This window comes from Polymorphospora sp. NPDC051019 (genome assembly GCF_040683055.1).
Classification (GTDB): Bacteria; Actinomycetota; Actinomycetes; order Mycobacteriales; family Micromonosporaceae; genus Polymorphospora; species Polymorphospora lycopeni.
In genome coordinates this window covers 444833-471160 of the sequence record NZ_JBFBCH010000003.1, presented here as the reverse complement: position 1 = coordinate 471160, position 26328 = coordinate 444833, and the positions used below count along the sequence as shown (strand labels likewise).

At 73.6% G+C, this 26328-nt stretch carries 23 protein-coding genes and 1 pseudogene; 11 read left to right on the top strand and 13 right to left on the bottom strand.

The window, feature by feature from the left end:
* Positions 1–158: 158 nt before the first annotated feature.
* From AB0M79_RS09035 to AB0M79_RS09015, 5 genes are all read right to left on the bottom strand, one after another.
* Positions 159–1577, bottom strand: a complete 1419-nt coding sequence (locus AB0M79_RS09035; RefSeq protein WP_364209840.1) for an NAD(P)-binding domain-containing protein — start codon at positions 1575–1577, stop codon at positions 159–161.
* Between the two features lie 167 nt (positions 1578–1744).
* Positions 1745–2470 carry an endonuclease/exonuclease/phosphatase family protein gene (locus AB0M79_RS09030; protein WP_364209838.1) on the bottom strand — a complete coding sequence of 242 codons (726 nt, stop codon included), beginning with the start codon at positions 2468–2470 and terminating at the stop codon, positions 1745–1747.
* A 64-nt stretch (positions 2471–2534) separates the two neighbouring features.
* Entirely contained in the window at positions 2535–3482 is a 948-nt protein-coding gene (locus tag AB0M79_RS09025; protein ID WP_364209835.1) for an ROK family glucokinase, read from the bottom strand.
* Positions 3483–3566: 84 nt separating this feature from the next.
* Positions 3567–4244 carry a hypothetical protein gene (locus tag AB0M79_RS09020; protein ID WP_364209832.1) on the bottom strand — a complete coding sequence of 226 codons (678 nt, stop codon included), beginning with the start codon at positions 4242–4244 and terminating at the stop codon, positions 3567–3569.
* Between the two features lie 37 nt (positions 4245–4281).
* Positions 4282–4737: an SRPBCC family protein gene (locus AB0M79_RS09015; protein ID WP_364209829.1), complete on the bottom strand. Its 456-nt coding sequence runs from the start codon at positions 4735–4737 to the stop codon at positions 4282–4284.
* A gap of 187 nt (positions 4738–4924) precedes the next feature.
* Between AB0M79_RS09015 and AB0M79_RS09010 the strand changes: the two genes are divergently transcribed.
* The 3 genes from AB0M79_RS09010 to AB0M79_RS09000 all read left to right on the top strand — a co-directional run bounded on the left by AB0M79_RS09010 (position 4925) and on the right by AB0M79_RS09000 (position 9109).
* The gene (locus AB0M79_RS09010; RefSeq protein WP_364209826.1) at positions 4925–6721 is read left to right on the top strand and encodes an AMP-dependent synthetase/ligase; all 1797 of its coding nucleotides are present in this window, start codon (positions 4925–4927) and stop codon (positions 6719–6721) included.
* Positions 6722–6792: 71 nt separating this feature from the next.
* Complete coding sequence (locus AB0M79_RS09005) at positions 6793–8433, top strand: GAF domain-containing sensor histidine kinase (RefSeq protein ID WP_364209945.1); 1641 nt, start codon at positions 6793–6795, stop codon at positions 8431–8433.
* A gap of 7 nt (positions 8434–8440) precedes the next feature.
* Positions 8441–9109 carry a response regulator transcription factor gene (locus AB0M79_RS09000; RefSeq protein ID WP_212821104.1) on the top strand — a complete coding sequence of 223 codons (669 nt, stop codon included), beginning with the start codon at positions 8441–8443 and terminating at the stop codon, positions 9107–9109.
* Between the two features lie 72 nt (positions 9110–9181).
* Here the strand turns inward: AB0M79_RS09000 and AB0M79_RS08995 are convergent, their stop codons facing one another.
* On the bottom strand, positions 9182–9589 hold the full coding sequence (locus AB0M79_RS08995) for a DUF4395 domain-containing protein (RefSeq protein WP_364209823.1): 408 nt from the start codon (positions 9587–9589) through the stop codon (positions 9182–9184).
* A gap of 100 nt (positions 9590–9689) precedes the next feature.
* Entirely contained in the window at positions 9690–10343 is a 654-nt protein-coding gene (locus tag AB0M79_RS08990; RefSeq protein WP_364209820.1) for a thioredoxin family protein, read from the bottom strand.
* 221 nt (positions 10344–10564) lie between these two features.
* Between AB0M79_RS08990 and AB0M79_RS08985 the strand changes: the two genes are divergently transcribed.
* Both AB0M79_RS08985 and AB0M79_RS08980 read left to right on the top strand, forming a co-directional pair.
* Complete coding sequence (locus AB0M79_RS08985) at positions 10565–11374, top strand: SAM-dependent methyltransferase (RefSeq protein ID WP_364209817.1); 810 nt, start codon at positions 10565–10567, stop codon at positions 11372–11374.
* Between the two features lie 121 nt (positions 11375–11495).
* Positions 11496–13202, top strand: coding sequence for a bifunctional diguanylate cyclase/phosphodiesterase (locus AB0M79_RS08980; protein ID WP_364209942.1), 1707 nt, complete (start codon positions 11496–11498; stop codon positions 13200–13202).
* A 43-nt stretch (positions 13203–13245) separates the two neighbouring features.
* On the opposite strand, the gene AB0M79_RS08975 is transcribed toward AB0M79_RS08980, so the two are convergent.
* From AB0M79_RS08975 to AB0M79_RS08960, 4 genes are all read right to left on the bottom strand, one after another.
* On the bottom strand, positions 13246–14391 hold the full coding sequence (locus AB0M79_RS08975) for a glycosyltransferase family 4 protein (RefSeq protein WP_364209814.1): 1146 nt from the start codon (positions 14389–14391) through the stop codon (positions 13246–13248).
* Positions 14388–15647: a M48 family metallopeptidase gene (locus tag AB0M79_RS08970; protein ID WP_364209810.1), complete on the bottom strand. Its 1260-nt coding sequence runs from the start codon at positions 15645–15647 to the stop codon at positions 14388–14390. The genes AB0M79_RS08975 and AB0M79_RS08970 overlap by 4 nt, the downstream gene beginning before the upstream one ends.
* 137 nt (positions 15648–15784) lie before the next feature.
* Positions 15785–16036 (bottom strand): hypothetical protein, encoded by a 252-nt coding sequence (locus tag AB0M79_RS08965; RefSeq protein WP_364209807.1) that lies wholly within the window; start codon positions 16034–16036, stop codon positions 15785–15787.
* 223 nt (positions 16037–16259) lie between these two features.
* A complete protein-coding gene (locus AB0M79_RS08960) occupies positions 16260–17687 on the bottom strand; it encodes an NYN domain-containing protein (protein WP_364209804.1) in 1428 nt (475 codons plus the stop codon).
* Positions 17688–17814: 127 nt separating this feature from the next.
* On the opposite strand from AB0M79_RS08960, the gene AB0M79_RS08955 reads away from it, so the two are divergent.
* The 6 genes and pseudogenes from AB0M79_RS08955 (at position 17815) to AB0M79_RS08930 (ending at position 24604) form a co-directional block, all read left to right on the top strand.
* Positions 17815–19554 (top strand): DEDD exonuclease domain-containing protein, encoded by a 1740-nt coding sequence (locus tag AB0M79_RS08955; protein WP_364209801.1) that lies wholly within the window; start codon positions 17815–17817, stop codon positions 19552–19554.
* Positions 19555–19707: 153 nt separating this feature from the next.
* Complete coding sequence (locus tag AB0M79_RS08950) at positions 19708–21498, top strand: HD domain-containing protein (protein WP_364209798.1); 1791 nt, start codon at positions 19708–19710, stop codon at positions 21496–21498.
* Between the two features lie 179 nt (positions 21499–21677).
* A pseudogene (locus tag AB0M79_RS08945) lies at positions 21678–22178 on the top strand (NUDIX domain-containing protein); the annotation flags it as partial.
* A 224-nt stretch (positions 22179–22402) separates the two neighbouring features.
* Positions 22403–23245: a sugar phosphate nucleotidyltransferase gene (locus AB0M79_RS08940; protein ID WP_364209795.1), complete on the top strand. Its 843-nt coding sequence runs from the start codon at positions 22403–22405 to the stop codon at positions 23243–23245.
* A gap of 146 nt (positions 23246–23391) precedes the next feature.
* Entirely contained in the window at positions 23392–23679 is a 288-nt protein-coding gene (locus AB0M79_RS08935) for an Lrp/AsnC ligand binding domain-containing protein (protein ID WP_357537650.1), read from the top strand.
* 73 nt (positions 23680–23752) lie between these two features.
* On the top strand, positions 23753–24604 hold the full coding sequence (locus AB0M79_RS08930; protein ID WP_364209792.1) for an alpha/beta fold hydrolase: 852 nt from the start codon (positions 23753–23755) through the stop codon (positions 24602–24604).
* Positions 24605–24702: 98 nt separating this feature from the next.
* Here the strand turns inward: AB0M79_RS08930 and trpD are convergent, their stop codons facing one another.
* Positions 24703–25752, bottom strand: coding sequence for an anthranilate phosphoribosyltransferase (gene trpD / locus AB0M79_RS08925; protein WP_364209789.1), 1050 nt, complete (start codon positions 25750–25752; stop codon positions 24703–24705).
* A gap of 59 nt (positions 25753–25811) precedes the next feature.
* Positions 25812–26225 (bottom strand): hypothetical protein, encoded by a 414-nt coding sequence (locus AB0M79_RS08920; RefSeq protein ID WP_357537656.1) that lies wholly within the window; start codon positions 26223–26225, stop codon positions 25812–25814.
* Positions 26226–26328 lie beyond the last annotated feature (103 nt).

Below are 26328 nucleotides of genomic sequence, written 5' to 3'. Positions count from 1 at the left end.
ACTCGCTGCGCTCCCTCACTCCTCGCGCTCATCAAGCTTGCCTTTCATTCGCGACTGCGGGGCTCACTCGCTGCGCTCCCTCACTCCTCGCGCTCATCAAGCTTGCCTTTCATTCGCGACCGCGGGGCTCACTCGCTGCGCTCCCTCACTCCTCGCGCTCATCGGGGAGCAAGCTCCAGTTCGTCCAGTGTGCGCTGCACGGCGCGCAGGTAGTCGGTGTGGCTGACCTCGAACCAGTGCCGGGTCGACTCCTTGAGCTTCGCCCGGTTCCAGCGCTGGTCGGCGCCGGCCACGACCCGGGTCCGGAACGCCGCCGCCCGCTGCGGCGCGGTCTCCCGCAGCCGCAGCACCCGGGCGATCGCCACCGTCTGCCAGTGCACCAGCGTGAACAGGCCGGAGTCCGGCTGGAGCAGGCCGGCGACGGCGAGCGTCGGGTGGTGGCGCGGGAACGCGTTCAGGTAGAGCGACGGGCGGCCGGCCGCGTCGAGTTCGAGCACGTCGGGCGCCAGGAACTCGAACCTCGGCAGGTAGCCGGTCGCGAAGATCACCAGGTCCGGCTCGATCTCCACCCCGCCCGGCAGTTCCACGCCGTCGCGGTGGAAGCGCACCACGTCGCCGACCGGCGTGATCCGGCCGTGTCCGACGTGGTAGACGAGTTGACTGTTGGCGATCGGATGGGTCTCGTAGACCCGGTGGTCGGGGGCCGGCAGCCCGAACCGGGTGAGGTCGCCGACGGTCAGCCGCAGCGTGCGGTGGAAGAGCCACTGCCGGGCCCGCAGCGGCAGGCGCAGCGCCAGCACCGCGTCGTTGACCTGGTCGGCGGGGCGGCCGAAGACGTACTTCGGGGCGTACCAGTAGCCGCGGCGGGTCGAGTGCCAGCAGGCGGTGGCGCTCTGGGCGGCCTCGACGGCGAGGTCGCAGCCGGTGTTGCCGGCCCCGACGACCAGCACCCGCTTGCCGCGCAACTGCGCCGGGTCCTTGTACGCCGACGCGTGGATGACCGTGCCGCGGAAGTCTTCCAGTCCCTCGTACGTCGGCTGCTTCGGCGCCCAGTTGTGGCCGTTGGCGACCACGACGGCCGCGTACCGCTGGGTGCGTTCCGGACCGTAGCCGCCGGTGCTGCGGGTCGTGACCTCCCACCGCCCGCCATCGACCGGCACCGCCCGCACCACCTCGGTGCCGAACCAGATGTGCTGGCGCAACCCGAAGTGGTCGGCGTAGCGCTCCAGATAGGACAGCAGCTGGCTGTGGTGCGGGTAGTCCGGCCACGAGTCCGGCATCGGGAAGTCCGGGTACTGGGTCAGCGGCCGCGACGAGATCAGGTGGGTGCTGGCGTAGACCGGGCTGCGGTCGTGCCGCCAGTTCCACGCGCCGCCGATCCCGGTCTCGCGTTCGTAGCAGTCGACGTCGAAGCCGTGTTCGCGGAGGTTCTTGACGGCCGCGAGGCCGCTGGCCCCGGCGCCGACAACGCAGACGGTGTCGCCGCGGTCGTAGACCGGACGGTTCGCGGCGCCGGGTTCCGCGGCCGGCGCCGATGCGTCGTCGACGGGCGGCTCGGCGGGCTCAGGCTGGCTCATGACGACCGCGGGTGGAGCGGGTGGGTGCCATGGTCGATGGATGGGGGCGTGGGCGCCGGCATGACCGCAGATGATTCCGGCTCCGCGTGCCCGTTGTCCAGCCCGCCGGGCACCCCGCTCGCGGCGGCGCCGACCGGTCCCCGATCGGCCGGCCGGCGCGCCCCAGGTCAACCCGCCGGGGTGGGCAGGACGAGGTCGACGAGCACCGGGAAGTGGTCGCTGGCGCGGCGGGCCTCCGGCGTGTCGACGACGTCGTACTTCGCCACCTCGATCCGGGGGTCGACGAAGAGCGCGTCGATGCGGTCGCGCGGGTTGGCGCACGAGTACGTGTAACGGTCGCCGAGGTCGGCGGCGACCGCCGCGTCGGTGCAGCCGTCGGCGATGGTGCGCCAGGCGGCGCCGCCGGAGTTCTCGTTGAGGTCGGCACCGACGATCAGCGGCAGGCTGACCTCGGCCAGTGCCTTCTTGAGCAGCGTCGCCTGCCCGGGCCGCTCGGTCGGGTCGGTCGACAGGTGCGAGCCGGCGACCACGAACCGGGCCGGTCCGATCGAACACTCGGCGAACACCGCGCCGCGCATGTGCCGGCCGGGGGTGAGCGGGTACTGCAGGCACCAGGTTTCCCCGACCCGGACCCGCAGGCTGGTCAGCACCAGGTTGCCCAGCGACGGGAGGCCGCCCTCGGCGACCACCATCCCGAACGACTCGGCGAGCGCGGCGCACTTCTGCCGCCACCGGAACCGGCGCGGCGCCTCCTGCACGATGACCACGTCGGGGGCGAGCCCGCGTACCACCGCCGCCAGCGCGGTCCGGTCGTCCTTCTGGCTGTGGATGTTGTACGACAGCACGCGCAGCCGCGTGCCGCCGGTCTGGTCTGTCGATGCTGGCTGCGTCACACCCGTACCCCTCGCTAGTCCCGTGGCCGGCCCGTGTGTCGCACGGCCCGGCCGCGGTTCGTCCTCAGATCCGGCGGGCCAGGTCGGCGGCCCCGACCACGCCCGCGCCGTTACCCGTCTCCGCCGGCCGCACCGGCGCCACGGGAAGTCTGCCACGCTGCGCCAATGCGTCCACATAGGATTGGTTGAGCGGGCCGAGCAGCAGCTCACCGGCCTCGATGACTCCGCCGCCGACGACCAGCACCTGCGGGTCGAGGATCTGCACCAGGTCGGCGAGGCTGATGCCCAGCCAGTGGCCGATCTGGGCGAAGGCGGCGCGGGAGACCGGGTCGCCGGCCCGGGCCGCGGCGGTCACCATCGGACCGGTGATCGACCGGACGTCGCCGCCGGCCAGTTCCAGCAGCCCGGCCGCCTGGTCCGGCTCCTGGTGCGCCCCGGCGCGGGCGAAGCGGACCAGTGCGTTGCCGCTGCCGTACTGCTCGATGCAGCCGAGCCGGCCGCAGCCGCACGGGTGGCCGCCCGGCACGGCGAGCATGTGCCCGAGTTCGCCGGCGATGCCGTGCGCGCCGCGCAGCAGCCCGCCACCGATCACGATGCCGCCGCCGACCCCGGTGCCGATCGTGAGCATGACCATCGAGTCGTCGGCGTCGCGGGCGGCACCGAAGCGGAACTCCGCCCACGCCGCCACGTTGGCGTCGTTCTCCACCGTGACCGGCAGTCCGACCGCGGCGCTGACGTAGTCGCGCAGCGGCTCGTCCCGCCAGGCGATGTTGGGGGCGAAGAGCACCGTCGAACCGGTCGCGTCGATCCAGCCGGCGGCGCCGATCCCGACGGCCTTGACCTGGTACGCCGCCGTCAACTCGGCGACCACCTCGACGATCACGTCCCGGGTCTTGGCGACGTCGTCGGCGGGCGTGTCCCGGCGTACCTGCGCCAGCACCACACCGGCCTCGTCGACGACGCCCCCGGCGACCTTGGTGCCACCGATGTCGACTCCGATGGTCAGCGTCACCGCTGCGGCTCCCCTCTGTTCTGCCCGGCGGCCGCCATCCGGGCACGGCGCGGCACCGGGATGGTGCTCGTGGATCGGTGCGGATCAGGCCTCGTCGCCCGGCCCCGCACCGCGCTGGGCGGGGTCGTCCCGCCCGGCCGCGGGGTCGTCCCGCCCGGCGGCCGGCTTCCGCGGGCCGGGCGCGGGGGTGTCCCGCGCGGTCGTTCCCCGGTCCGCCGCCGGTGAATCATCCCCGTCCCGGGCGGCGGCGCGCCAGACCTCGTCGTCCGGGGCAGGTCGGCCGGACGGTCGATCATCATCGGCGCCGGCCGGCGACCCGGGGCGGGCCGTGGCGAAGGCCCGCAGCAGGCTGGCCACCCCGGCGGCGAGGTCGCCCGCGCCGGTGGCGAGCCGCTCGGCGAACTCCGGGCTCGGGTCACGCAACGCGGCGATGCCCCGGCAGACCGGGCACACGCAGCAGTCGGCACCGCCGGTGGCGAATCCGCCGGTCGGACCGGGAGCGGTGGCGCCGTCCGGTGCCCCGGCCGTGCCGGCGGCGCGGGGCTCACCGGCGGCGCCGGCCGGTCCGTGCGGTTCGGGCGCCGGCCCGGCGGGCCGGGTGGGCGGCGGCGGATGTTCCAGGATGCCGGCGAGGGCGTCGCCCAGTGGTTTCAGGGCGTCGCCGACGGTGCGGCCGGTGGCCGCGAGGCGTGCCGCGGCGAGCGCCGTCGCGACCAGGCGCTCGGCCTCTTCCCGCGCCGATCCCGGCTCGGTCCCCCGCATCGTCGGCTCCTTACGGCGTCACTTGGCGCACACCACGTCAGCCGGCTGAGGCGGTGGCCTCGACCCGCCGCTTGAGCTGCTTCAACGCGGTGTCCATGATTGCTTTCTCGGCCTTGCGCCGGAACATCCCGAGCATGCCGACCGACAGCTCGACCTCGAGGGTGTAGGTCACGGTCGCCGTGCCGTCGCCGTTGTCGTCGATGTCGTACGAACCGGTCTGGCTCTTCTGCATCTTCGACGGCGCGACGAGCTGCCACTCGATGCGCGAGATGTCCTCGGCGTACTCGTAGGCGAGGGTGTACTCGTCGGCGAGCACGCCCGCGTCGATCACGAAGCGGACCCGGCTGGCGTAGCCGTCCTCGTACTCCTCGACGACCTCGACCTCCTTCATCGCCTCGCTCCACTCGGGGTAGCGCGCGAAGTCGCAGATCACCGCCGCCACCTGCGCCGGGGACGCGCCGATGACGATCGACTGGGTGGAGGAGTCCGCCATGGCTGGCAGGCTACCCGACCTCGGGCCCCGGCCCCGGATCGCCATCCTGGTGCGGCCGGCGAACCACCAGGTTGGCGACCGGATCGGCAGACGGCGGTTCGGTGGGCGGACGAGCGGGTACGGCGCCCGCCGGGTAGGTTTCGGGGAGCCCGTTACCGTCCCCCACAGCGGCAGGAATGGAGTGCAGGTGCGCGAGTTCTCGGTCCCGCCGGTCGCGACCGTCGGCGACACGGCCAACCTGACCGACCCGGTCTGGGACAACGCCGACCTCGCCCCGCACGCGGTCCAGTTCGCCCGGCCCACCGGCGACGGCTGGAGCGACGTGACGTGCGCCCAGTTCCGCGACGAGGTCGTCGCGCTGGCCCGGGGGCTGGTCGCGGCCGGGATCGAGCCGGGGATGCGGGTCGGCCTGATGAGCCGGACCCGCTACGAGTGGACGCTGATCGACTACGCGATCTGGGCCGCCGGCGCGGTAACGGTGCCGGTCTACGAGACCTCCAGCGCCGACCAGCTCGCCTGGATCCTGTCCGACTCCGGCGCCGTGGCCCTTTTCGTCGAGACCAACGCGCACGCGATGCTGCTGGAGGGCGTACGCGACCAGGCGCCCGCGCTGCGCGAGGTGTGGCAGATCGAGGTCGGCGACCTCGGCGCGCTGACGACCCGGGGGGAGCAGGTCGACCCGGCGCTGATCGACCAGCGCCGCCGGGACCTGAAGGCCGACGACGTCGCGACGATCATCTACACCAGCGGCACCACCGGCCGCCCCAAGGGCTGCGTGCTGACCCACCGCAGCATGTACAGCGACATCGCCAACGCGATCCCCGGCCTGCGCTCGCTGTTCCACGAGAACGCCAGCACCCTGCTGTTCCTGCCGCTGGCCCACTCGTTCGCCCGGCTGATCCAGATCGGCGTGGTGCAGGCGCGGGCCACGATGGGGCACGCCGCCGACGTGAAGAATCTGGTCCCGGAGCTGCAGTCGCTGCGCCCGACGTTCGTGCTGTCGGTGCCCCGGGTCTTCGAGAAGGTCTACAACACCGCGAAGCAGCGGGCGCACGCCGACGGCAAGGGCAAGATCTTCGACAAGGCCGAGCAGGTCGCCATCGACTACAGCACGGCGCTGGACAGCCCGTCCGGGCCGGGTCTCGGCCTGCGGGTCCAGCACCGGCTGTTCGACCGGCTCGTCTACGGCAAGCTGCGGGCCGCCCTCGGCGGCCGCTGCGAGGCGGCGATCTCCGGGGGCGCGCCGCTGGGCGCCCGCCTGGCGCACTTCTTCCGCGGCATCGGGGTGACGATCTACGAGGGCTACGGGCTGACCGAGACCTCGCCGGCCGCCGCCGTCAACCTGCAGCACGCGATCCGGATCGGCACCGTCGGCCGGCCGCTGCCCGGCGTGACGATCCGGGTCGCCGACGACGGCGAGGTCCTGATCAAGGGCGACCTGGTGTTCCGCGGCTACTGGAACAACCAGGAGGCGACCGCCGAGGTGCTCGACGACGACGGCTGGTTCCACAGCGGCGACCTCGGCGAACTCGACGGCGACGGATACCTGAAGATCACCGGCCGGAAGAAGGAGCTGATCGTCACCGCGGCCGGCAAGAACGTCGCCCCGGCGGTGCTGGAGGACCGGCTCCGGGCGCACCCGCTGATCAGCCAGGCGGTGGTGGTCGGCGACGGCAAGCCGTTCATCGCCGCCCTGATCACCATCGACGAGGACGCCTGGCCGACGTGGCGGGGCGACAACGGGCACCCCGACACCGCGACGGTCGCCGACCTGCGCGACGACGAGAAGCTGCGGGCGGACGTCCAGGCGGCGGTCGACGACGCCAACCGGGCGGTGTCCCGGGCCGAGGCGATCAAGGTGTTCAAGATCCTGCCGCGGGACTTCACCGAGGCGACCGGTGAGATGACCCCGTCACTGAAGGTCAAGAGGAACGTCGTACAAAAGACGTACGCCGCTGAGATCGCCGATATCTACGGAAGCTGACTACGATCCGTCAGGTGCCCGCACCCAGCCCCGCACCGCTGCGCCCCCATCCGCTCGCGACGGCGGCGCGCGTGGTCATGCTGTCCCTCGTTGCGGTCCTGACGCTGATCACCACCAAGGACGTCAGCCAGCTGCGCTGGATCGCGCTGCTCGCGGTCGCCGGGATTCCGGCGGTCCTGGTCGCCCGGCACCCGGTGTTCGGGCCGCTCGGCCGCTTCGCCGAGGTGGTCATCGTCTGCCTGGCGGCCAGCGAGGTCGCGTCGATGGCGCTGATCGACGGTACGGTCGGCGGCGGCCTGGGCGCGTCGGCGGTCCTGCCCTACCTGTCGGTGCCGCTGACCGTGAGCGCGTTGCAGCGCCGGTCCCGCGAGGGCGTCGCACTGCTCACCGTGGCGGCGATCACGCTGCTGCTGGCCGGCCTGATCACGCAGACCGCCGACGGCCGGCAGATCACCCAGTTCGGCTACCTGGTGGTCTGCGCGCAGTGGCTGATCCTGGCCGCGCTCGGCACCCTGGCCGCCGGCACCCTGCGCCGGGCCATGCAGTCCCGCGGCGACGACAAGCCACAGCCGTACGCGGAGGCGACCCGCCTGCTGACCCAGTTGCGCAGCGTCGCCCGCCAGCTACCGGGTGCCACCCTGGACCCGGGCGGGATCTCCGAGCACCTGGTGGAGGAGCTGCGTACGGTGGTCCGGGCCGACCGGGCGGCGGTGCTGTCGGCCAGCGGCGGCGGGCGGCTGGTGGTCCTCGCCCAGGCCGGTGTGGACCGGGTCGACTGGGAGACCACACTCGACTCCGACTCGGCCATCGCCGACGCCTGGGCCAGCCAGCAGCCCCAGACCGCGGCCCGCTCGCAGGCCCGCTCGCACCGCGGCGGCGAGGTGTCGGCCCTGGTCGTGCCACTGGTCGCCGGCGTACGGACGGTCGGGCTGGTGATCCTGGAGGCCGACGTCGCCAACGCCTACCCGCAGTCGGTGATGGCCGAGGTCGACGAGCTGACCGGCCCGGCCGCGCTGCGGCTGGAGGCCGCGCTGCTCTTCGACGAGGTGCGGTCGCTGGCCACCAACGAGGAGCGGCAGCGGCTGGCCCGCGAGATCCACGACGGGGTGGCGCAGGAACTGGTGATGGTCGGCTACGGCATCGACAACGCGCTGGCCACCCTGCCGGAGGAGGCGAAGGAGACCGGCGAGGAGCTGCGCACGCTGCGCGGCGAGGTCACCCGGGTGATCACCGAGCTGCGGCTGAGCCTCTTCGAGCTGCGCAGCGAGGTCGACCGGCACGGCGGGCTCGCCGCCGCGATCGCCGAGTACGCCCGTACCGTCGGCGCGTCCGCGGGGCTGCGGGTGCACTACACACTCGACGAATCGACCGCCCGGCTGCCCGCGGCCACCGAGGCCGAACTGCTGCGCATCGCCCAGGAAGCCATCACCAACGCCCGCAAGCACGCCGGCGCGACTAATCTCTGGGTGACTTGTGAGGTCGATCCGCCATATGCACAGATTGAAGTGTCGGATGATGGTCAAGGCATCGCGGACCAGCGTCCGGACGGAAGGTACGGTCTTGCGATCATGGCAGAGAGAGCGGAACGTATCCGAGGCCGACTGGAGATCCGCCCAAGACACCCAAGCGGGACAACCGTGGCGGTAGTGCTTGGAACATCCACCCGGCGCGATAGCGTGCGCGATAGCGTGACAGCACCAGAAGGGGAGTAACCCGAGCATGACCACGAGCCCCACGCCGACGTCGCGTACCAAGGTTCTACTTGTCGACGATCACGATCTGATCCGTAAGGGCCTGCGGCACGCGTTCGAGCGGGACCGGCAGTTCGAAGTCGTCGGCGAGGCGGCCACCGCCGCCGAGGGCGTACGCCAGGCCGGTGCCCTCCAGCCCGATGTCGTGATCATGGACCTGCGGCTGCCCGACGGCAGTGGCCTGGAGGCCACCCGCGCGCTGCGCAAGTCCAGCTCCACGATGGGCATCGTCGTGCTGACCATGTACGCCGGCGACGACCAGCTCTTCGGCGCCCTCGAGGCCGGTGCCAGCGCGTTCGTGCCCAAGACCGCCCCGGCCGACGAGGTCGTCGCGGCGGCCCGGCACGCCGCGTCGTCGCCGAGCGCGTTCACCGCCGCCGACCTGGCCGAGGCGATGAAGCGCCGGCTGGCCCCGTCCGGCCCGCAACTCTCGCCGCGCGAGGGCCAGGTGCTGCGCCTGCTGGCCGACGGGATGAGCGTGGCCGGCATCGCCAAGCAGCTCTTCGTCAGCGAGTCGACGGCGAAGACCCACATCTCGAAGCTCTACGAGAAGCTCGGTGCGGCCAACCGGGCCCAGGCGCTGATGACCGCGCTGCGGCTCGGTCTGCTCGAAGCGCCCGACGCCCCGAAGTTCTGACACCTCGGCACCACCGGCCGCGGCCCCACCGATGGTGGGGCCGCCCTCCTTCGTGCGCTGGACCGCGTCCGGTCAGCGCGGCGTGGTGAGGCGGCGGACCGTCAGGTACGCCTCGCAGCCGAGGCACAGGCCGAAGGCCGCGTTGAGGAACGCCGCGGCCAACGCGGTCCCGGCGGCGACCGGGCCGACCGCGGTCAGCCCGAACAGGTAGCCAACCGCCGCGACCAGGCTGAACACCAGGCCGACGAGCTGGGCGAAGCGCACCGGCGCGGCCGGCTCCAACTCGGCCGGCGGCCCCAGCCGGGGTGCCACGAAGGCCCGGAAGAGCAGGCCGTACGGGCCCCGGCGGGGGTCGGCCGCGGTCAGTGCGAACACCGCGGCCTGGCCGAGGGCGAGCCAACCGGATCCGGTGAGGAGCACGGCGACCAGGACGGCGCTGGTGACGGCGGCGGCGAAGCGCGGCCCACGGGGATCGAGCACGGGAGACCTCTGTCCTGGGGGGGGGCGAGTGACGACCTGGGCGGGAATCGGTGGCTCGGCGGGCGGTGCACCGGCGTCGGCCGACCCGCTCGCCGGCCGGTCACCCGTCCGGCCCGCCGGGCAGCAGCGGGGCGAGCGCGGCGATCACCTGGGCCTTGGCCGGTACGCCGGCGGCCCGCTGGACGATCTCCCCACGCGCGTCGACGACGAGGACCGTCGGCGTACGCCAGATGCCGAGGGCGCGTACGGCGTCGAGGTGGCTCTCCGCGTCGACCTCGACGTGGCGTACGCCGTCGAGCATCCCGGCGACCTCGCCCAGGACCCGGCGGGTGGTGCGGCAGGGGGCGCAGAACGCCGACGAGAACTGCAGCAGGGTGGCCGGGGTGCCGGCGGCGACGCCGAGCGCGTCGAGCAGCGCCGGATCGAGCCGGGGCGTCGGAGCGGCGGGGGCCGCACCGTCGGTGGTGGAGCCGTCTTCGGCCACCGGGGACTCGCCGGGCCCGTCCTGGCCGCTGTCCACCACCGGCACGGCCGGCCCGGTCGGCGGTGCCGGCACGGTCGCCCCGGTCGGAACGGTTCCGGCCACTGACGGGACCGCTCCGGCCGGTGCCGGCGCGGCACTTCCGGCCGCTGCCGGCGCGGACCGCACCGGGCGTAGCCGGCCGGCCCGGTGGCGGTGCCACAGCCCGTACGCCGTCGACACGGCGAGCACCACCACGACCACCAGGAGACCGGTCTGGGTACGTGGATCCACGGCACCACCGTGCCATGTCCGGCCCCGGCTGGCCACCGCCGGATCACGACCGGGGCAACCGTCACGTGGCGTTTCGGCGTACCCTGCCGGAAACCCACCCCGCCGGACGCCGCCGCGACCGGTCTCGAGGACACTATGGATACCCGGGCATGGGCCGGGCAGAATGGCGACCACCATCAGTTCAGTGTCAAATCACTGTTATCTTGGCAAAAGGGGCAAGCATGGAGCGGCCGGACTGGGCACCGGAGGGTATCGACATCGAGCGGCCTAGCGTCGCCCGGATGTACGACTACTACCTGGGCGGCTCGCACAACTTCGCGGTGGACCGGGCGGCCGCGCAGGCGATGATCGCCGCCGTGCCGGAGGCACCGCTGATGGCACACGCCAACCGCGCCTTCCTGCGCCGCGTGGTGCACCACCTGGTCCGGTCCGGGGTCCGGCAGTTCCTCGACATCGGCTCCGGCATCCCGACCGTCGGCAACGTCCACGAGATCGCCCAGCAGCTCGCCCCCGACTCCCGGGTGGTCTACGTCGACGTCGACCCGATCGCGGTCGCGCACAGCCGGGAGATCCTCGCCGGCAACGACGGCACCACGGTCTTCCAGGAGGACTTCCGCAACCCGGAGAAGATCCTCGAACACCCCGAGGTACGCCGGCTGCTCGACTTCGACCAGCCGGTCGCGGTCATGCTCGTGGCCGTACTGCACTTCGTGCCGAACTCCGACGACCCGGCCGGCCTCCTGCGCCGGATCCGCGACCGGCTCGCGCCCGGCAGCCACCTGGTGCTCTCCCAGGCCAGCGACGACGGGCGGACCGCCGAGGAACGCTCGGACGCCGAACGCGTCTACCAGTCGACCGACAACCAGTTGATCATCCGGAACCGCGCCGAGCTGACCGCACTGTTCGACGGGTTCGACCTCGTCGACCCGGGCGTGGTCTGGGTTCCGCAGTGGCGTCCCGACTCGCCCGAGGACGCGGTCGACGCCGAACGCGCGGTCTTCATGGGCGGAGTGGGACGGTTCGGTGGGTGACAGGCAGTCCGGGCCGCCGGAACCGCGACCGGAGCCGGCCGACGGGCCGGGTCCGCATCCGGGCCGGGACGCCTTCGCCGTCGCCTGGGCCCGGGCGGTCACCGGCACCTGCTACCTGCCGATGACGCAGACCGAACTCGAGGCGTACCTCGGCGGGTTGACCGACCGGCTCGTCGAGACGCTGCGCGCCGAGCCGTTCCACCCCCGGGCCGGCTACCAGATCGGGAGCGACCTGGTGGCCGCCCACATCGCCGCGCCCGAGGGGATCGGCCGCACGGTCGAGGTGATCGACCTGCGCCTGCTGCGCGACCTCGGGATGTCCGGCGAGGACGCCCGCGACCGGCTGTCCCGGCTGCTCGGCACGGTGGTCACCGGCTACACCCGGGCGCTGCGCGACCGGACCCTCGACGAGCAGGAGTCGATCCGGCGGGCCGCGATGGTGGCCCGCCAGCAGGCCGAGACGGCGCTGCGGGAGAGCGAGGCCCGCTTCCGGCACCAGGCCACCCACGACCCGCTGACCGGGCTGCCCAACCGCACCCTGTTCACCCAGTGCCTCGACGCCGTCTTCGCCGGGCCGCACCTCGACCGCCGGCTCGGCGTCTGCTTCCTCGACCTCGACGGCTTCAAGGTGGTCAACGACGCGCTCGGGCACCAGATCGGCGACCGGCTGCTGGTGTCGGTCGCCGACCGGCTGAGTCGCAGTGTCGGCCGGCACCTGGTGGCCCGGCTCGGCGGCGACGAGTTCGTGATCCTGGTCGAGGACAGCACCTGCGTCGAAGACGTCGTACGCGTCGCCGACGCCGCCCTGGCCGCCATCGCCGGCCCGGCCATCGTGGACGGTCACGAGCTGACCGTCTCGGCCAGCGCCGGCATCGTCGAACGCCCGGTCGGCGGCACCACGGCCGGCGACGTGATGCGGGCCGCCGACGTCACCCTGCACTGGGCCAAGGCCGCCGGCAAGGGCCGGTGGTCGCTGTTCGACCCGGTACGCAACGAACTCGAGATGACCCGCTACGCGCTGTCGGCGGCGATGCCGGCAGCGATCGACCACGGCCAGTTCTATCTCGACTACCAGCCGCTGGTGTCGCTCGCCGACGAACGCATCCTCGGTGTCGAGGCACTGGTCCGCTGGCGGCACCCGGAGTCCGGAACACTCCGGCCGGACAGCTTCATCGAACTGGCCGAGGAGACCGGCCTGATCGTACGGCTCGGCGGCTGGGCACTGGCCGAGGCGTGCCACGAGGCACGGCGCTGGCTCGACCTCGACCCCGGCGCCCCGTTCGTCAGCGTCAACCTCGCGGTCCGGCAGGTGCACGATCCCGGCCTGGTCGACGAGGTCCTCGCCCTGCTCGACCACACCGGACTGCCGCCCGAACGGCTCCAGCTGGAGATCACCGAAAGCGCCCTGATGGGCAACTCGGCGGACCCCGTACGCGCCCTGCGCACCCTCTACGACCGCGGCATCCGGATCGCGATCGACGACTTCGGCACCGGCTACTCCAACCTGGCCTACCTGCGGACCCTGCCGGTCCACGAGCTGAAGATCGCCGGCTCGTTCGTGGAGGGGCTCCGCCGGCCGTACCCGGACCTGGCCACCGCGACCGACGAGCGGATCCTGACCACCCTGGTCTCGCTCGCGCACACCCTCGGCCTGACCGTCACCGCCGAAGGCGTCGAGACGGCCTGGCAGGCCGAAAGGCTGCGGGCGATCGGCTGCGACACCGCACAGGGCTACCTCTTCGGCCGGCCCGGTCCCCCGGAGAAGATCACGGCCCGGCTCGGCCGGCCGGTCGGCACCACCGTCGCCGGCCGCCAGCCGACCCCCTGACCGGCCCGGCCACCGCCGGTCGCGACCCGACCGGCGGCCGGGGTCAGCCCGGTGGACGCAGCAGCGCCGCCAGCCGGGCCGCCTGCGTCTCCCAACGCCACTCCCGCTCCACCCAGGCCCGGCCGGCCGCACCCATCCGCCGGGCCAGGTCACGGTCGGCGAGCAGCCCGGCGACCCGGTCGGCGACCGCGGCGACGTCCCGGCCGCCGACGACGTATCCGGTCTCGCCCTCGACCACCGCGTCCGGCGCCCCGCCGGAATCCCCGGCGACCACCGGCAACCCCGTCGCCGACGCCTCCAGGTAGACGATGCCGAGCCCTTCGACGTCGAGGCCCCGGTTACGGGTGCGGCACGGCATCGCGTAGACGTCGCCGGCCGCGTAGTGCGCCGGCAGCTCCGCCCAGGGCACCGACCCGGTGAAGAACACCTCCGAACCGACCCCGGTCTCCCGGGCCAGCCGTTCGAGGGCACCCCGGTAGGGTCCGCCGCCGACCACCAGCAGCGCCGCGTCCGGCACCCGGCGCCGGATCGCCGGCAGGGCCCGGATCAGCACGTCCTGCCCCTTGCGCGGCACCAGCCGGGAGACGCAGACCACCACCGGCCGGTCGGCGAGCCCGTGCCGGGCCCGGACCTCCGCACCGTCCACCCCCGGGTGGTACGCCTCGACGTCGACGCCGGGCGCGAGCCGTTCGAGCCGGGTCAGCCCGCGCAGTGCCCGGTCGAGCCGTACCCGGGTGTATTCGCCCAGGTAGGTGACCACGTCGTTGCCCCGGGCGATCCGCCGCAGGGCGGCCCGGGCACCCGGCAGCGCCGCCCAGCCGACCTCGTGCCCGTGGGTCAGCGCGACCGCCCGGCGCACCCCGGCCCGCCTGCGCAGCCCGGCGGCGAGCAGCCCGAGCGGCGCCGCGGCGCCGAACCAGACCGTGTCGCAGTCGTACGCCCGCGCCAGCCCGGCCGCGCGGCGGGCCACCGCCGGCGTCGGCAGCAGCATCCCGGTGTCCTCGCGCACCACCTCGAACGGCTGCTCGGCGTCGAACTTGCCGGCGCCGTCCCAGGTCGAGGCGTAGACGACGACGGAGCCGGCCGGCTGCCGCAGCGCCAGGTTGTGCACGAACTGCTGGATGCCGCCGGGGCGGGGCGGAAAGTCGTTGGTGACCAGCAGGGTGCGGCTGACGTCTGGTCCGCTCACGGACGGTCTCCTTCGGCCCAGGTCCGGGCGGCGGCGATGCGTTGCACGGTGGACGGGTGCGACGCCGACCAGAGCTGGTGCCACAGGGGCGGGTCGGGGTCGCCGAGGTTGACCGCGAAGAGCCGCCGCTGCATCGCCTCGAACGTCGCCGGGTCACCGGTCAGCGCCAGCGCGTGGACGTCGGCCCGCCGCTCGACCTGCCGCGACACCAGCGCCTGGACCGGGGTGGCCGCCAGCGCGCCGACCGCGACCACGGCCAGCATCAGCGGGAACGCCCGCGGTTCGGCGATCGAGTCGACGCCGGCGGCGCGCAGCAGCCCGCCCCACAAGCCGAGCAGGAAGACGGTGACGACGGCCGCCGCCGCGCCGAGGGCACCGATCAGCGTCGCGGTGAGGACGTCGTCGTTGCTGGTGTGTCCCAGTTCGTGGGCGACGACGGTCTTCACCTCGCCGGGGGTCGCCTCGCGCAGCAGCGTGTCGTAGACGACGATGCGCCGGGTCGGGCCGATGCCGGAGACGTACGCGTTGACGGCCCGGGTGCGCCGGGAGGCGTCGGCGACCAGTACGTCGCGTACCGGCGCGCCGTCGCGCTCGGCGAGTGCCATCAGTTCGGTGCGCAGCGGCCCCTGCGGCATCGGGGTGAACCGGTTGAAGACCGGCTCGACCACGACCGGCAGGATCAGGGACAGCAGTACGACCAGCGTCGCCGCACCGGCCGCGCCGAGCGCCCACCACCAGCGTGGCGCCAGCCGGGTCACGGTGTAGAACACCAGCAGCGCCACCCCGCCGATCACGGCGCTGACCACGTACGACTTGAGCAGGTCGGCGGTCCAGCCGCCCCAGCCCTGGGTGGCGAGTCCGTGCCGGCTGACGACGGCGTGCCGCCAGGCGGCGAACGGCAGCGTGACGAGTTCGGCGACGAGCACCACGGCGAGCCCGCCGACCAGTGCCTGGGCGATCCAGTTGTCGCCGAACGGCCGGCCGCCCAGGGCGACGAGCTTGGCGCCCAGCGGTGTCAGGCCGAGCAGCAGCGCCACGACCAGGCCGACCGCCAGCGCTCCGTAGCTGCCCGGCCGCAGCGCGGCGTGGAACGCGCGGCCCCGCTCGACGTCGGCGGCCGGCAGGTCACGCAGTGCGGCGAGTTGGTCGGCACGGGGCGCCGCCGGCTGGTTCCACGGCACCAACTGGACCACCGCGACGACCAGGGCCACGACGAGCGCGGCGAGCGTGACGGCCGCCCACGTCCGAGTGGTCATCCGACCGTCCCCTCTGCCACGCGGTGTGCGAGCCAATCCTATGGCCCGCGACCGCGCCAGCCCGGGCAAGGCGGGCGGCGCTCACGCGACCCGGTGGGGGCGGGCGCGCCGGCGGGGACGGGCCGGCCCGGCGCGGCTCAGGCGACCCGGCGGGGACGGGTGCGTCGGCGGGTGGGCGGGGCGAGGCGCACCGGGCCGGCGGGGGCGGGGGTCGCCGGCCGGTCGGTGATCACCTGTGGGTCGAGCCCGGCCCGGGCCAGGATCTCCAGCACCTGGCGGTCGTCGGCGGTCAGCTCGGATATCTCGCGGGGGGTGTCGAGAAGCGCGGTGACCACGCACTCCCGACAGGCCGCACCACGGACGGTGCAGCTCTGGCAATCGATGAGCATCGCCACTCCTTCAGCGTTGCGGGGTCCGCACGCCGGCCCCCGGCTCGTCGTCCATCGGTGGCCCGTCGCGGACCGACCACCGTCGGTGACGCGACGATATGGCCGGGGTACGACAAAATCCGGCACGCCGGATGAGCCGTCAAGATCCGGTCATCCCCGCCGGAACCTCTCGCGGCGTCCCAAACGCCGCCACCCGAGGCGAGAAGGCAGCAAAAACCGCAGGTCAGGAGCGGGCGAGGCGACGCAGCAGCGAATCGGCGCCGAGCGGGTAGGCGCCGTGGCGGCGTACGCCGTCGGCGACCTCGCGGTCCGACGAGATGACGACCACCGCGCGGCCCGCGGGCTCGGCCCGGACCAGGCGGCGGATCAGCTCGTCGGCGGTCTCCCCCTTGCGGGAGAAGAGCACCCGTACGCCGCGCGGGGCGGGCGGCAGCCCGTGCACCCGCTCGGCCCCGTCGAAGACCACCGTCACCTCGTCACCGGTCTGCGCCGCGATCCCGCCCAGGCCGGTGATCAACCGTTTGCGCTGCTGCTCCAGCGACATCTCGGCGAAGCCGCGCTTGGTGACGTTGTAACCGTCGACGACCAGATGCGCCCGGGGCAGCGCCAGCAACTGGTCGAGCCGGCCCGGGTCGTCGGCGTCCTGGGCCCGGGCCCGGGCCTTGTCGGGGGCGCCGGGCACCTCGGCGAACTCGTCGGCGACGAAGTCGGCCGGCAGCCGGTCGGCCGGGTCGAGCGCCAGTTCCCGGCGCAGTCCCACGGCGGCCTGGCCGATGGTCTCCAGGAGCAGCCAGAGCCGCGCGTCGTCGACCGACCGGGCCTCCTTGGCGCTGTGCCGGGCGGCGCCGGCCAGCGACTCGGCCTCGGCCAGGCGGGCCCGGACGCGGCGCAGCTCGGCGTCGTGGTCGGCGGCGGCCCGGTTGGCCCGGCCCTTCTCGGTGGCCAGCAGCTCGGCGGCCCGCCGCTCCCGGGCCTGGGTCTCGCGCAGCGTGCGGGCCAGCACCCGGGACTCCTCGCGCAGCTGCCCCAGCTCCTCGCGGACCCGGGCCAGCTCGTCGCGCAGCTTGTCGGCCTCGACCTTGGCGACCGCGCGGTCGTGCTCGGCCCGGGTGGCCCGCTGCTCGGCCTCCCGTACCAGTTCGGCGACGACCGCGCTGTCGGCCTCGGCCCGTACGGCCGCACCGGCGGCCTCGACTAGGTCGCGCCAGCCCGCCGGGCGGGCCAGGTAGGCCAGGGCGGCCACCTCGACCGGGTCGGCGGCGGCCGGGCAGGCGCCCTCGATGACCGCCGCGCCCAGCTCACCGGCCTCGGCGAGCACCCGGTTGGTGATCCGCTGCCGGAAGAGCGGGTCGCCGGCGAGCTGGGTGGCGATGGCGGCACCGCCGAGCCGGGCCCGGCGGTTGGGCGCGAACTTGGCGACCTTGCGCAGCGCGACCGGCAGCTCGTCGCCGGGCAGGCCGGGCAACGCGGTCGCGGCGAGCGCCACCACGCGCTGCCGGACCTGTTCGGGCAGGACCGGTTCGGGCTCGAGATCCAGTTCGGCGTCGGTCCCCGCCAGGGCGTCGTCCGGCGGCGCGTCCGCCTCGGCGGTGCGCGCAGCGTCGACCGCCGCCACGGGCGGGCGGTCGTCGGACGGTTCCGGCAGGGACATCAGACAAGTCTCCCACCGTCCCGGCGTCTCCCGCTCGATGGCTCAGCGAACTGACCGCGGAGACCAGATCGTTACCGCTGGTACCCGTGGGGCGGGAGTGTCGTACCGGCACCGTACCCTGCCGCCCGTGGTCCGACCCGATTACGTCCAGGGCACCCTCGACGCCCAACTCGCCGACCCGGGCGCGGTGTCGCTACGGGAGACCACCTTCGTCGTGGTCGACCTGGAGACGACCGGCGGCGCCCCCGACGGCGGCGGCATCACCGAGATCGGTGCCGTCAAGGTCCGCGGCGGCGAGGAGCTGGGGGTGCTGGCGACGCTGGTCAACCCGGGGGTGCCGGTGCCGCCGTTCATCACCGTGCTGACCGGCATCACCCAGGCGATGGTCGCCCCGGCCCCGCCGGTCGAGATGGTGCTGCCCAGCCTCCTGGAGTTCCTGCGCGGCGCCGTGCTGGTGGCGCACAACGCGCCGTACGACGTCGGGTTTCTCAAGGCGGCCTGCGCCCGGCACGGCTACACCTGGCCCGACCCCCGGGTGCTCGACACCGCCGCGCTGGCCCGCCGGGTGCTGACCCGTGACGAGGTGCCCAACCGCAAGCTCGGCACGCTCGCCGCCTTCTTCCGTACCCGGCAGCAGCCGACCCACCGGGCCCTCGACGACGCGAAGGCCACCGTCGACGTGCTGCACGGCCTGATCGCCCGGCTCGGCGGGCACCGCGTGCACACCATCGGCGACGCGATCGAGTTCGCCAAGGCGGTCACCCCGACCCAGCGGCGCAAGCGGCACCTCGCCGACGGGCTGCCGCACGTGCCCGGCGTCTACATCTTCCGTGCCGCCGACGACCGCCCGCTCTACGTGGGCACCTCGGTCGACATCGCGACCCGGGTCCGCAGCTACTTCACCGCCGCCGAGAAGCGGGCCCGGATGTCGGAGATGATCGGGGCGGCGCAGCGGGTGGAGGCGGTCGAGTGCGCCCACGCGCTGGAGGCCGAGGTACGCGAGCTGCGGCTGATCGCCGCGCACGCGCCGCCGTACAACCGGCGGTCGAAGTTCCCCGAGCGGGTCGTCTGGCTCAAGCTCACCCGGGAGCCCTACCCGCGGCTGTCCGTCGTCCGGACGCTGGCCGAGGACGACGACGCCTACCTGGGGCCGTTCGCCTCGCGCCAGGCGGCCGAGTTGGCCGCGGCCGGCCTGCACGACGCGGTGCCGCTGCGGCAGTGCACCCACAAGCTGTCCATCCGCACCACGATCGCGGCCTGCGTCCTGGCCGAGCTGGGCCGGTGCGCGGCGCCGTGCGAGCACCGGATCTCGGTGCCCGACTACGAGCGGACCTCCGTCGACCCCTTCCGGACCGCCGCCACCGATCCGCGGGTGGTGGTCGACGCGCTGCTGGCCCGCATCGACACGCTCGCGGAAGCCCAGCGCTACGAGGAGGCGGCGGTCGTGCGCGGCCGGCTCGCCGCCGTGCTGCGGGCCGCCATCCGGATGCAGCGGCTCACCGGACTGACCACGATCGCGCAGCTCGTCGCCGCCCGGCGGGCACCGGCGGGCGGCTGGGAGATCGCCGTCGTACGCCACGGCCGGCTCGCGGCGGCCGGCACGTCGCCGCCCGGTGTCCACCCCCGACCGACGCTGGACCTGCTCCGGGCGACCGCGGAGACGGTGCTGCCGGGGACGGGTCCGATCCCGAACGCCACGGCGGAGGAGACCGAGCGGATCCTCAACTGGCTGGAGCGGCCGGAGACCCGACTGGTGGAGACCTCCACCGGATGGGTGTCACCTGTTCGTGGTGCGGCTCGTTACCGTGAGCTGCTCAGGAGGGCCGAAGGGGCACCGTCGACAAAAGACTCGACCAAAAGCCTATAAGCAACTACCCGATCGGACTACCTTCCCTCGCATAGGCTGTTAGCCAAGTAGATTACTGGCAGCCAATGCCCGGTTCGGACGTCTGCCGGCCCGTCCAACATGTCCGGACGCGGGTCGGGGCGACCCAGGGGCGGGGTGAGGAGGTGTCACCGCGTGGACCTCGACGCCGGCCGCGGCGCCGTTCTCGGACGCGCCCTGTCGACAAAGCAGAGCGAGATCCCGCTGACCAGACGTCTACGGTCGCTGCTGTCCTGGCCGTCGTCCGACGACGACCCGGTCGCCAAACTGACCCGGGCCCACCGCAGCGTCCACCCCTCCGCCGACGCGGCCGTCCTGCGGCGCAGCTACGCCATCGCCGACAACATGCACCGCGGGCAGTTCCGCAAGAGCGGTGAGCCCTACATCACCCACCCGCTGGCCGTCGCGCAGATCTGCGCCGAACTCGGCATGGACACCACCACCCTGGTCGCCGCGCTGCTGCACGACACGGTCGAGGACACCCAGTACACGCTCCAGGCGCTCGACGACGACTTCGGACCCGAGGTCGCCCACCTGGTCGACGGGGTCACCAAGTTCGACAAGGCGTTCTACGGCAAGGCCGCCGAGGCCGAGACGATCCGCAAGATGATCGTCGCCGCCGGCAAGGACGTCCGGGTCCTGATCATCAAGCTCGCCGACCGGCTGCACAACATGCGTACGCTCGACGCCCGCTCCCCCGCCTCGCGGGCCCGGATCGCCCGGGCCACCCAGGACGTGCTGGTACCGCTCTGCGACCGGCTCGGCATCCAGGCGCTCAAGCGTGACCTCGACGACACCGTGCTGCTGCACCTCGAGCCCGAGGCGCACGCCCAGATAAAGCAGCACGTCGAGCACCGTCCCGGGTGGAGCGAATACCTGGCGCACGTCGTGGCGCAGGCGAAGGGAGCGCTGCGTCACGAGAAGGTGACCGCCTCGGTGGCCGTCCGTGACCGGCACCTCTACTCGATCTGGAAGGACACCGTCGCGCAGCGGTCGCCGGTCCCCCACGACCTGCCCCGCATCGCCGTAGTCGTCGACGGCCCCGACACCGACTGTTACGCCGCGCTCGGCGCGATCCACGGCCGCTGGCGCCCCGTCGCCGGCCGGTTCAAGGACTTCATCGCCTCCCCGAAGAACAACCTCTACCGGTCGTTGCACACCACCGTCGTCGGCCCCGACGAACGCCCCGTCGAGGTGCTGATCCGCACCGAGAGCATGCACCGGTCCGCCGAATACGGCGTCGCCGAGCAGTTCCGCTTCCCCAGGCCCGACGGCGAACGGGAGAGCGGCGCCGACCAGCTCGGCTGGCTGCGGCGGGTGCTCGACTGGCAGCAGGAGACCGCCGACTCGGCCCAGTTCCTCGAATCGCTGCGCTGCGACCTCTCCGAAAGCCAGATCCAGGTCTTCTCCGACGGCCGCCAGCTCGTCCTGCCGGCCGGCTCCACACCGGTGGACCTGGCGTACGAACTCGGCACCGACAAGGGCGACCACTGCCTCGCCGCGAAGATCAACGGCCGGCTCGCCCCGCTCTCGTCCCCACTCGACGACGGCGACGTCGTGGAGATCTTCACCGAGAGCGACGGGCACGCCCACATCGACGCGCGGAGCGGGGCGGCCGGGCCGCGCCGGGAGTGGCTCGGCTTCGTCAAGTCGCCGCACGCCCAGATGCAGATCAACCGCTGGTTCGCCGAACACGAGGAACCCGGGATCAGCATCGCCGACAAGGTACGCCTCGGCCGCGCCACCATCGGGCTCGCACTGCGCAAACACGACCGTGGCCTGGCCAACGACGCGCCACTGCGGCGGCTCGCCGGCGAGATGGGCTACCCCGACCTGGAGACCATGCTCGTCGCGGTGTTCGACCGCGCCATCGAGCCGGACCAGGTGGTCGAGCAGCTGATCGACCTGGTGGACAAGCGCAACTAGAAGCCCTTCGGGCTGGGTTACGCGTTGATCAAGGGGTTGTTGTGCGACAAACGTGGCTCAGTGGGCACGGATTGTCCTTGATCAACGTGGCAATCAGCGCGGTCTGGACACGGGTGGCTCACGCGGGGCGGGGCGTGGGGGTGTGAGCCGGGTCTCGGGTGAGGCTCTAGCCTTGGGGGGTGAACTCCCGGCGGTCGCCCAGTCGTGCTCTGTTCTACCGGACGTTCTACCGGCTGCCGCACCCGCTGCGGCGGCGGCTCGTCCGGCTCGCCGTACCGAAGTACATCGTCGGGGCGGTGACCCTGCTGCGTGACAGCGAAGCCGAGGCACCGGGCCGGATCCTGCTGCTGCGGCAGCCACCCGGGCGCGGCTGGAGCCTGCCGGCCGGGCTGCTGCAACGAGGTGAGGCACCCGTCGTCGGCGCGGCCCGCGAACTGCACGAGGAGAGCGGCGTACGGCTGCCGCCCAGCGCCCTGCGGCCGGCCGTCCCGAACGCGATCGTGCACGCCAAGGGCTGGGTCGACGTCGTGTTCGAGGCATCCGTACCGGCGTCCGGCACGACCCTGTCGGTCGACGGCGCCGAGGTGTTCGAGGCGCGGTGGCACTCGCTCGACGCGCTGCCCCGGCTGACCCAGGCGACCGCCCGGCTCCTCGCCCACTACGGCATCGGCCCGCTCGCCACCGACGCCGGCCCGGCCGGCCCGCCACCAGACGCCACGGGGCAAGGCTCCACGCGACAAGACGCCGCGCGACCAGCGGGCGCGCCACCGGCCGGGACCCAACCGGCCGACGCGCAACCAGCCGGCACCGGACCGGCCGGCGACCGGGCCGCCGGCCCGGAGACGGTGGAACCCGTGCCGGCCGCCGGGTCCGGGGACCCGCGCTCCGATCCGCAGGACGGCCGGTGACCGGGCCCGCCGACGGGATCTGTGCCGTCGTGCTGGCCGCCGGCGAGGGTCGGCGGTTGCGGCCGCTGACCGAACACCTGCCCAAGGCGCTGTGTCCGGTCGGAAACGTGGCGCTGCTCGACCGGGCCCTGGACCGGGTCGCCGGACTCGGCTTCACCGGGACCGACCGGGTGGCCGTCAACGCCTGCTACCTCGGCGACCGGGTGGTCGACCACGTCGGCGACCGGACCCACCTGTCGGTCGAGCCCGGCGATCCGCTGGGCACGTCCGGCGGGATCGGCAACCTGCGGGACTGGATCGGCGGGCGGGGGGTGCTGGTCGGCAACGCCGACGCGTACCTCGCCGCCGACGTCCCACCGGGTGCCGACATCGCCGCGCTGCTCGCCGGCTGGGACGGGGAGACCGTACGCCTGCTCGGGCAGCCGCTCGACGACCCGGCCGAACGGGGCGGGTTCAGCGGCCACCGCTTCGCCGGGTTCTCGCTGTTGCCCTGGCGGTACGTCCGCGACCTGCCGCCGGATCCGGCCGAACTGGTGCGTACCGTCTGGCGGCCCGCCGAGGCGGCCGGCGCGCTCGAGGTGGTTCCGTTCACCGGCACCTATCTGGACACCGGCACACCGCGCGACTACCTGGCCGCGAACCTGCACGCGGCCGGTGGCGGCGAACTGGTGCACCCGCGGGCCCGGGTCAGCGGAACGGTGCGGCAGGCGGTGGTCGGCGCGGACGCCGACGTGGCGGGGACGGTCCGGCGGGCGGTCGTCTGGCCCGGCGCGGTGGTGGCGGCCGGCGAGACGCTGAGCGACGCGATCCGGGTCGGCCGCGACCTCACCGTCTCCTGATCCGCGTGATCAGGGACCGGGTCGGGCGCGTCGTCGGCGTGTCGGGCGCACCGTCCCTGATCACCGTGATCAGGGAGCGCGCGGCGCGGGCCGGGTCACGGATCTAGGATGTACGGCGAGGTAACTGGCGTGGAGAGGTGGATCCGGTGATCACGGCGATAGTCCTGGTTGACTGCGAGACCGACTCGATCCCGGAGGTGGCCGCAAGGCTGGCCGACCTGCCGGGGGTCAGCGAGGTCTACTCGGTCGCCGGTGGTGTCGACCTGGTCGCGATGGTCCGGGTACGCGAGTTCGACCAGATCGCCGAGGTCATCGCCGGCGGGATCTCCAAGGTCGCGGGCGTGCTCGACACGCAGACGCACATCGCCTTCCGTGCCTACTCGCGGCACGACCTGGAGGAGGCGTTCGCGATCGGGCTCGCCGACGCCGACTGAGCGGGCACGTCGCCCGGGCTCGTGATCCGGAACACGCTACCCAGCGGTAACATCGCGCTCGTAGGCTGACCCGGTGACGCTCGAATACACGCAGGAGCATCTCGACCGCGGCACCGACCGGATCGGGCTCCAGACCTATCCGGAGCCCGAGGGCGTCGTCGACGCACCCGTCGTGGTGATCTTCCCGGCGATGGGCGTACGGGCGCACTACTACCGCCCCTTCGCGGCCGAACTACGCGCCGCCGGCCTCGCCGTCGTCGTCGCCGACCTGCGCGGCACCGGTACGAGCACTCCCCCGCCGAGCCGCGCCTCGACGTACGGCTACGCCGAACTCGTCGACGACATCGGGGTCGTGCTCGACACCCTCAAGCCGCGGTTCGCCGGGCGGCGCCGGCTGCTGCTCGGCCACTCGCTCGGTGGCCAGGCGGCCGTGCTGCACCTGGCGCTCACCCGGGACGCGACCGTCGACGGGCTGGTGCTGGTCGCGGTCGGGATGCCGTACTGGCGGCTGTACCAGGGCGGCCGGCGCTACGGCGTGCTGCCGTACACGCAGGGCATCGTCGCCACGTCCGCCCTGCTGCGGGTGTGGCCGGGGTGGGGGTTCGGCGGCCGGCAGGCGCGCGGGGTGATCCGGGACTGGGGGCACACCGCACGGACCGGACGGTTCCCGGCGATCCGCGGCGTCGACGCGGAGGCCGCCGTCCGCGGGATCACCACCCCGGTGCTCGCGGTCAGCATGGACGACGACCAGTTCACCCCGCACGGGACGCTCGACCACCTGTGCGCCAAGTTCGACTCGGCGCCCGTGGAGCGCGAGCGTTACACCGTGGCGCGGGCCGGCGGCCGGCTGGACCACTTCGTCTGGGTACGCGCCAGCGCCCCACTGGCGGCCCGCATAGCGACCTTCGCCAAAACCCTCCCCTGACCTCTCCCCCCGCCAAACATCCCCGCGATCTTGCATTTGTCGCCGGACAGAACGGGCGAATGGAGGAGACAACCGCAAGATCGCGGGGAACAGGGGGGCTAGGCGGCGGTGCGGGCCACCTCGACCCAGTGGTCGAGAAGGCGCGTGGCGGCGCCGGAGTCGACGGCCGCGGCGGCCCGGTCGAGGCCGGCACGCATCCCGGTCAGCAGGTCGTCGCCGAGCCCGGCCTGGGCGGCGAGCGCCGCCGCCGCGTTGACCAGCACCGCGTCACGCACCGGACCGGGCTCGCCGGCGAACATCCGGCGCGCCGCGTCGGCGTTGAAGGCCGCGTCGCCGCCACGCAGGTCGCCCGGCTGCGACCGGGCGACGCCGAGGTCTGCGGCGTCGGCCACGGTGGCGGTGACGGTGCCGCCGTGCGCCACCCACACCCGGGTCGGCGCCGCGGTGCTGAACTCGTCGAGCCCGTCCTCGCCGCGCATCACCAGCACCGAGTCGCCGCGGGCGGCGAAGACGCCGGCCATGACCGGGGCCATCCGGGCGTCGAAGCAGCCGACGGCCGCGCCCCGCGGCCGGGCCGGGTTGGTCAGCGGGCCGAGGAAGTTGAACGCGGTCGGCACACCGATCTCGCGCCGCGGGACGGACGCGTGCCGGAAGCCGGGGTGGAACCGGCCGGCGAAGCAGAATCCGATGCCGGCCTCGGTGACGCAGCGCGCCACGCCCTCGGGGCTCAGGTCGAGCGGGACGCCGAAGAACTCCAGCAGGTCGGCCGCGCCGCACGACGACGACGCGGCCCGGTTGCCGTGCTTGACCACGGGTACGCCGGCGGCGGCGACCACGATCGCGGCCATGGTCGAGATGTTGACGGTGTGTGCCCGGTCGCCACCGGTGCCGACGATGTCGACGGCACGCGACCGCAGGTCGTCGGGAAGCTCGACAGGCACGGCCTGGGCGAGCATCGCCTCGACGAGCCCGGCCAGTTCGGCCGAGGTCTCCCCCTTGGCGCGCAGGGCCATCGCGAAGCCGGCGATCTGCGCCGGTGTCGCCGTACCCGACATGATCTCGCCCATGGCCCAGGCGGTGTCGGCGGTGGAGAGTTCTTCGTCGCGCAGCAGCGTGGACAGCAGGCTGGGCCAGGTCCGTTCGCCCATGATGGGCCTCCCGAGCGGGGGTGGGGGTCGGAGTGCGGCGGCGACCCGGGCGGCGCTGACTAGGCCGTCGCCACCGTGCCGCCCTTTGCGCCGGAACGCAGCAGGCGGGCGACGGTCTGCCCGGTCGTCACCGGGTCGAGGGGGTGCACGAGGGTGGCGTCGACCTCGGCGAACGCGGCGAGCCACTTGTCGGCGGCCCGGGCGATCACCACGCAGACGGGTGGGGTGTCGGACCGCTCGTCGCGGATCTGGCGGGCGATGCCGATGCCGCCGGCGGGGGTCGCCTCGCCGTCGAGGAGCAGCAGGTCGATCTCGTAGTCGTCGACGTGCCGGAGGCATTCCGCGTAGCTCGACGCGTCGAGGAACTCCACCCGGAGGTCGCTCGCCGGCCGGGGGCCGACGGCGAGCCGCATCCGGTCACGGACCTGCGGGTCGTCGCTGTAGAGCAGGACGGTGTAAAGACGATCGCTCATCGCTGGCAAGGCTCCCACGTCGTAGCTGCCCGCCGATCCTACCGGTCGGGTCCGGCCGGGCCGGACCCGCCGCCCGGGTCGAGGTCAGCCGGGCGTCCCGGCG

Excerpts from the sequence above, each read along its gene's own strand:
- AB0M79_RS09035 (WP_364209840.1), bottom strand. The coding sequence starts at position 1,577 with ATGAGCCAGCCTGAGCCCGCCGAGCCGCCCGTCGACGACGCATCGGCG.
- AB0M79_RS09020 (WP_364209832.1), bottom strand. The coding sequence starts at position 4,244 with ATGCGGGGGACCGAGCCGGGATCGGCGCGGGAAGAGGCCGAGCGCCTG.
- AB0M79_RS09015 (WP_364209829.1), bottom strand. The coding sequence starts at position 4,737 with ATGGCGGACTCCTCCACCCAGTCGATCGTCATCGGCGCGTCCCCGGCG.
- AB0M79_RS09000 (WP_212821104.1), top strand. The coding sequence starts at position 8,441 with ATGACCACGAGCCCCACGCCGACGTCGCGTACCAAGGTTCTACTTGTC.
- AB0M79_RS08985 (WP_364209817.1), top strand. The coding sequence starts at position 10,565 with ATGGAGCGGCCGGACTGGGCACCGGAGGGTATCGACATCGAGCGGCCT.
- AB0M79_RS08980 (WP_364209942.1), top strand. The coding sequence starts at position 11,496 with ATGACGCAGACCGAACTCGAGGCGTACCTCGGCGGGTTGACCGACCGG.
- AB0M79_RS08970 (WP_364209810.1), bottom strand. The coding sequence starts at position 15,647 with ATGACCACTCGGACGTGGGCGGCCGTCACGCTCGCCGCGCTCGTCGTG.
- AB0M79_RS08965 (WP_364209807.1), bottom strand. The coding sequence starts at position 16,036 with ATGCTCATCGATTGCCAGAGCTGCACCGTCCGTGGTGCGGCCTGTCGG.
- AB0M79_RS08960 (WP_364209804.1), bottom strand. The coding sequence starts at position 17,687 with ATGTCCCTGCCGGAACCGTCCGACGACCGCCCGCCCGTGGCGGCGGTC.
- trpD (WP_364209789.1), bottom strand. The coding sequence starts at position 25,752 with ATGGGCGAACGGACCTGGCCCAGCCTGCTGTCCACGCTGCTGCGCGAC.
- AB0M79_RS08920 (WP_357537656.1), bottom strand. The coding sequence starts at position 26,225 with ATGAGCGATCGTCTTTACACCGTCCTGCTCTACAGCGACGACCCGCAG.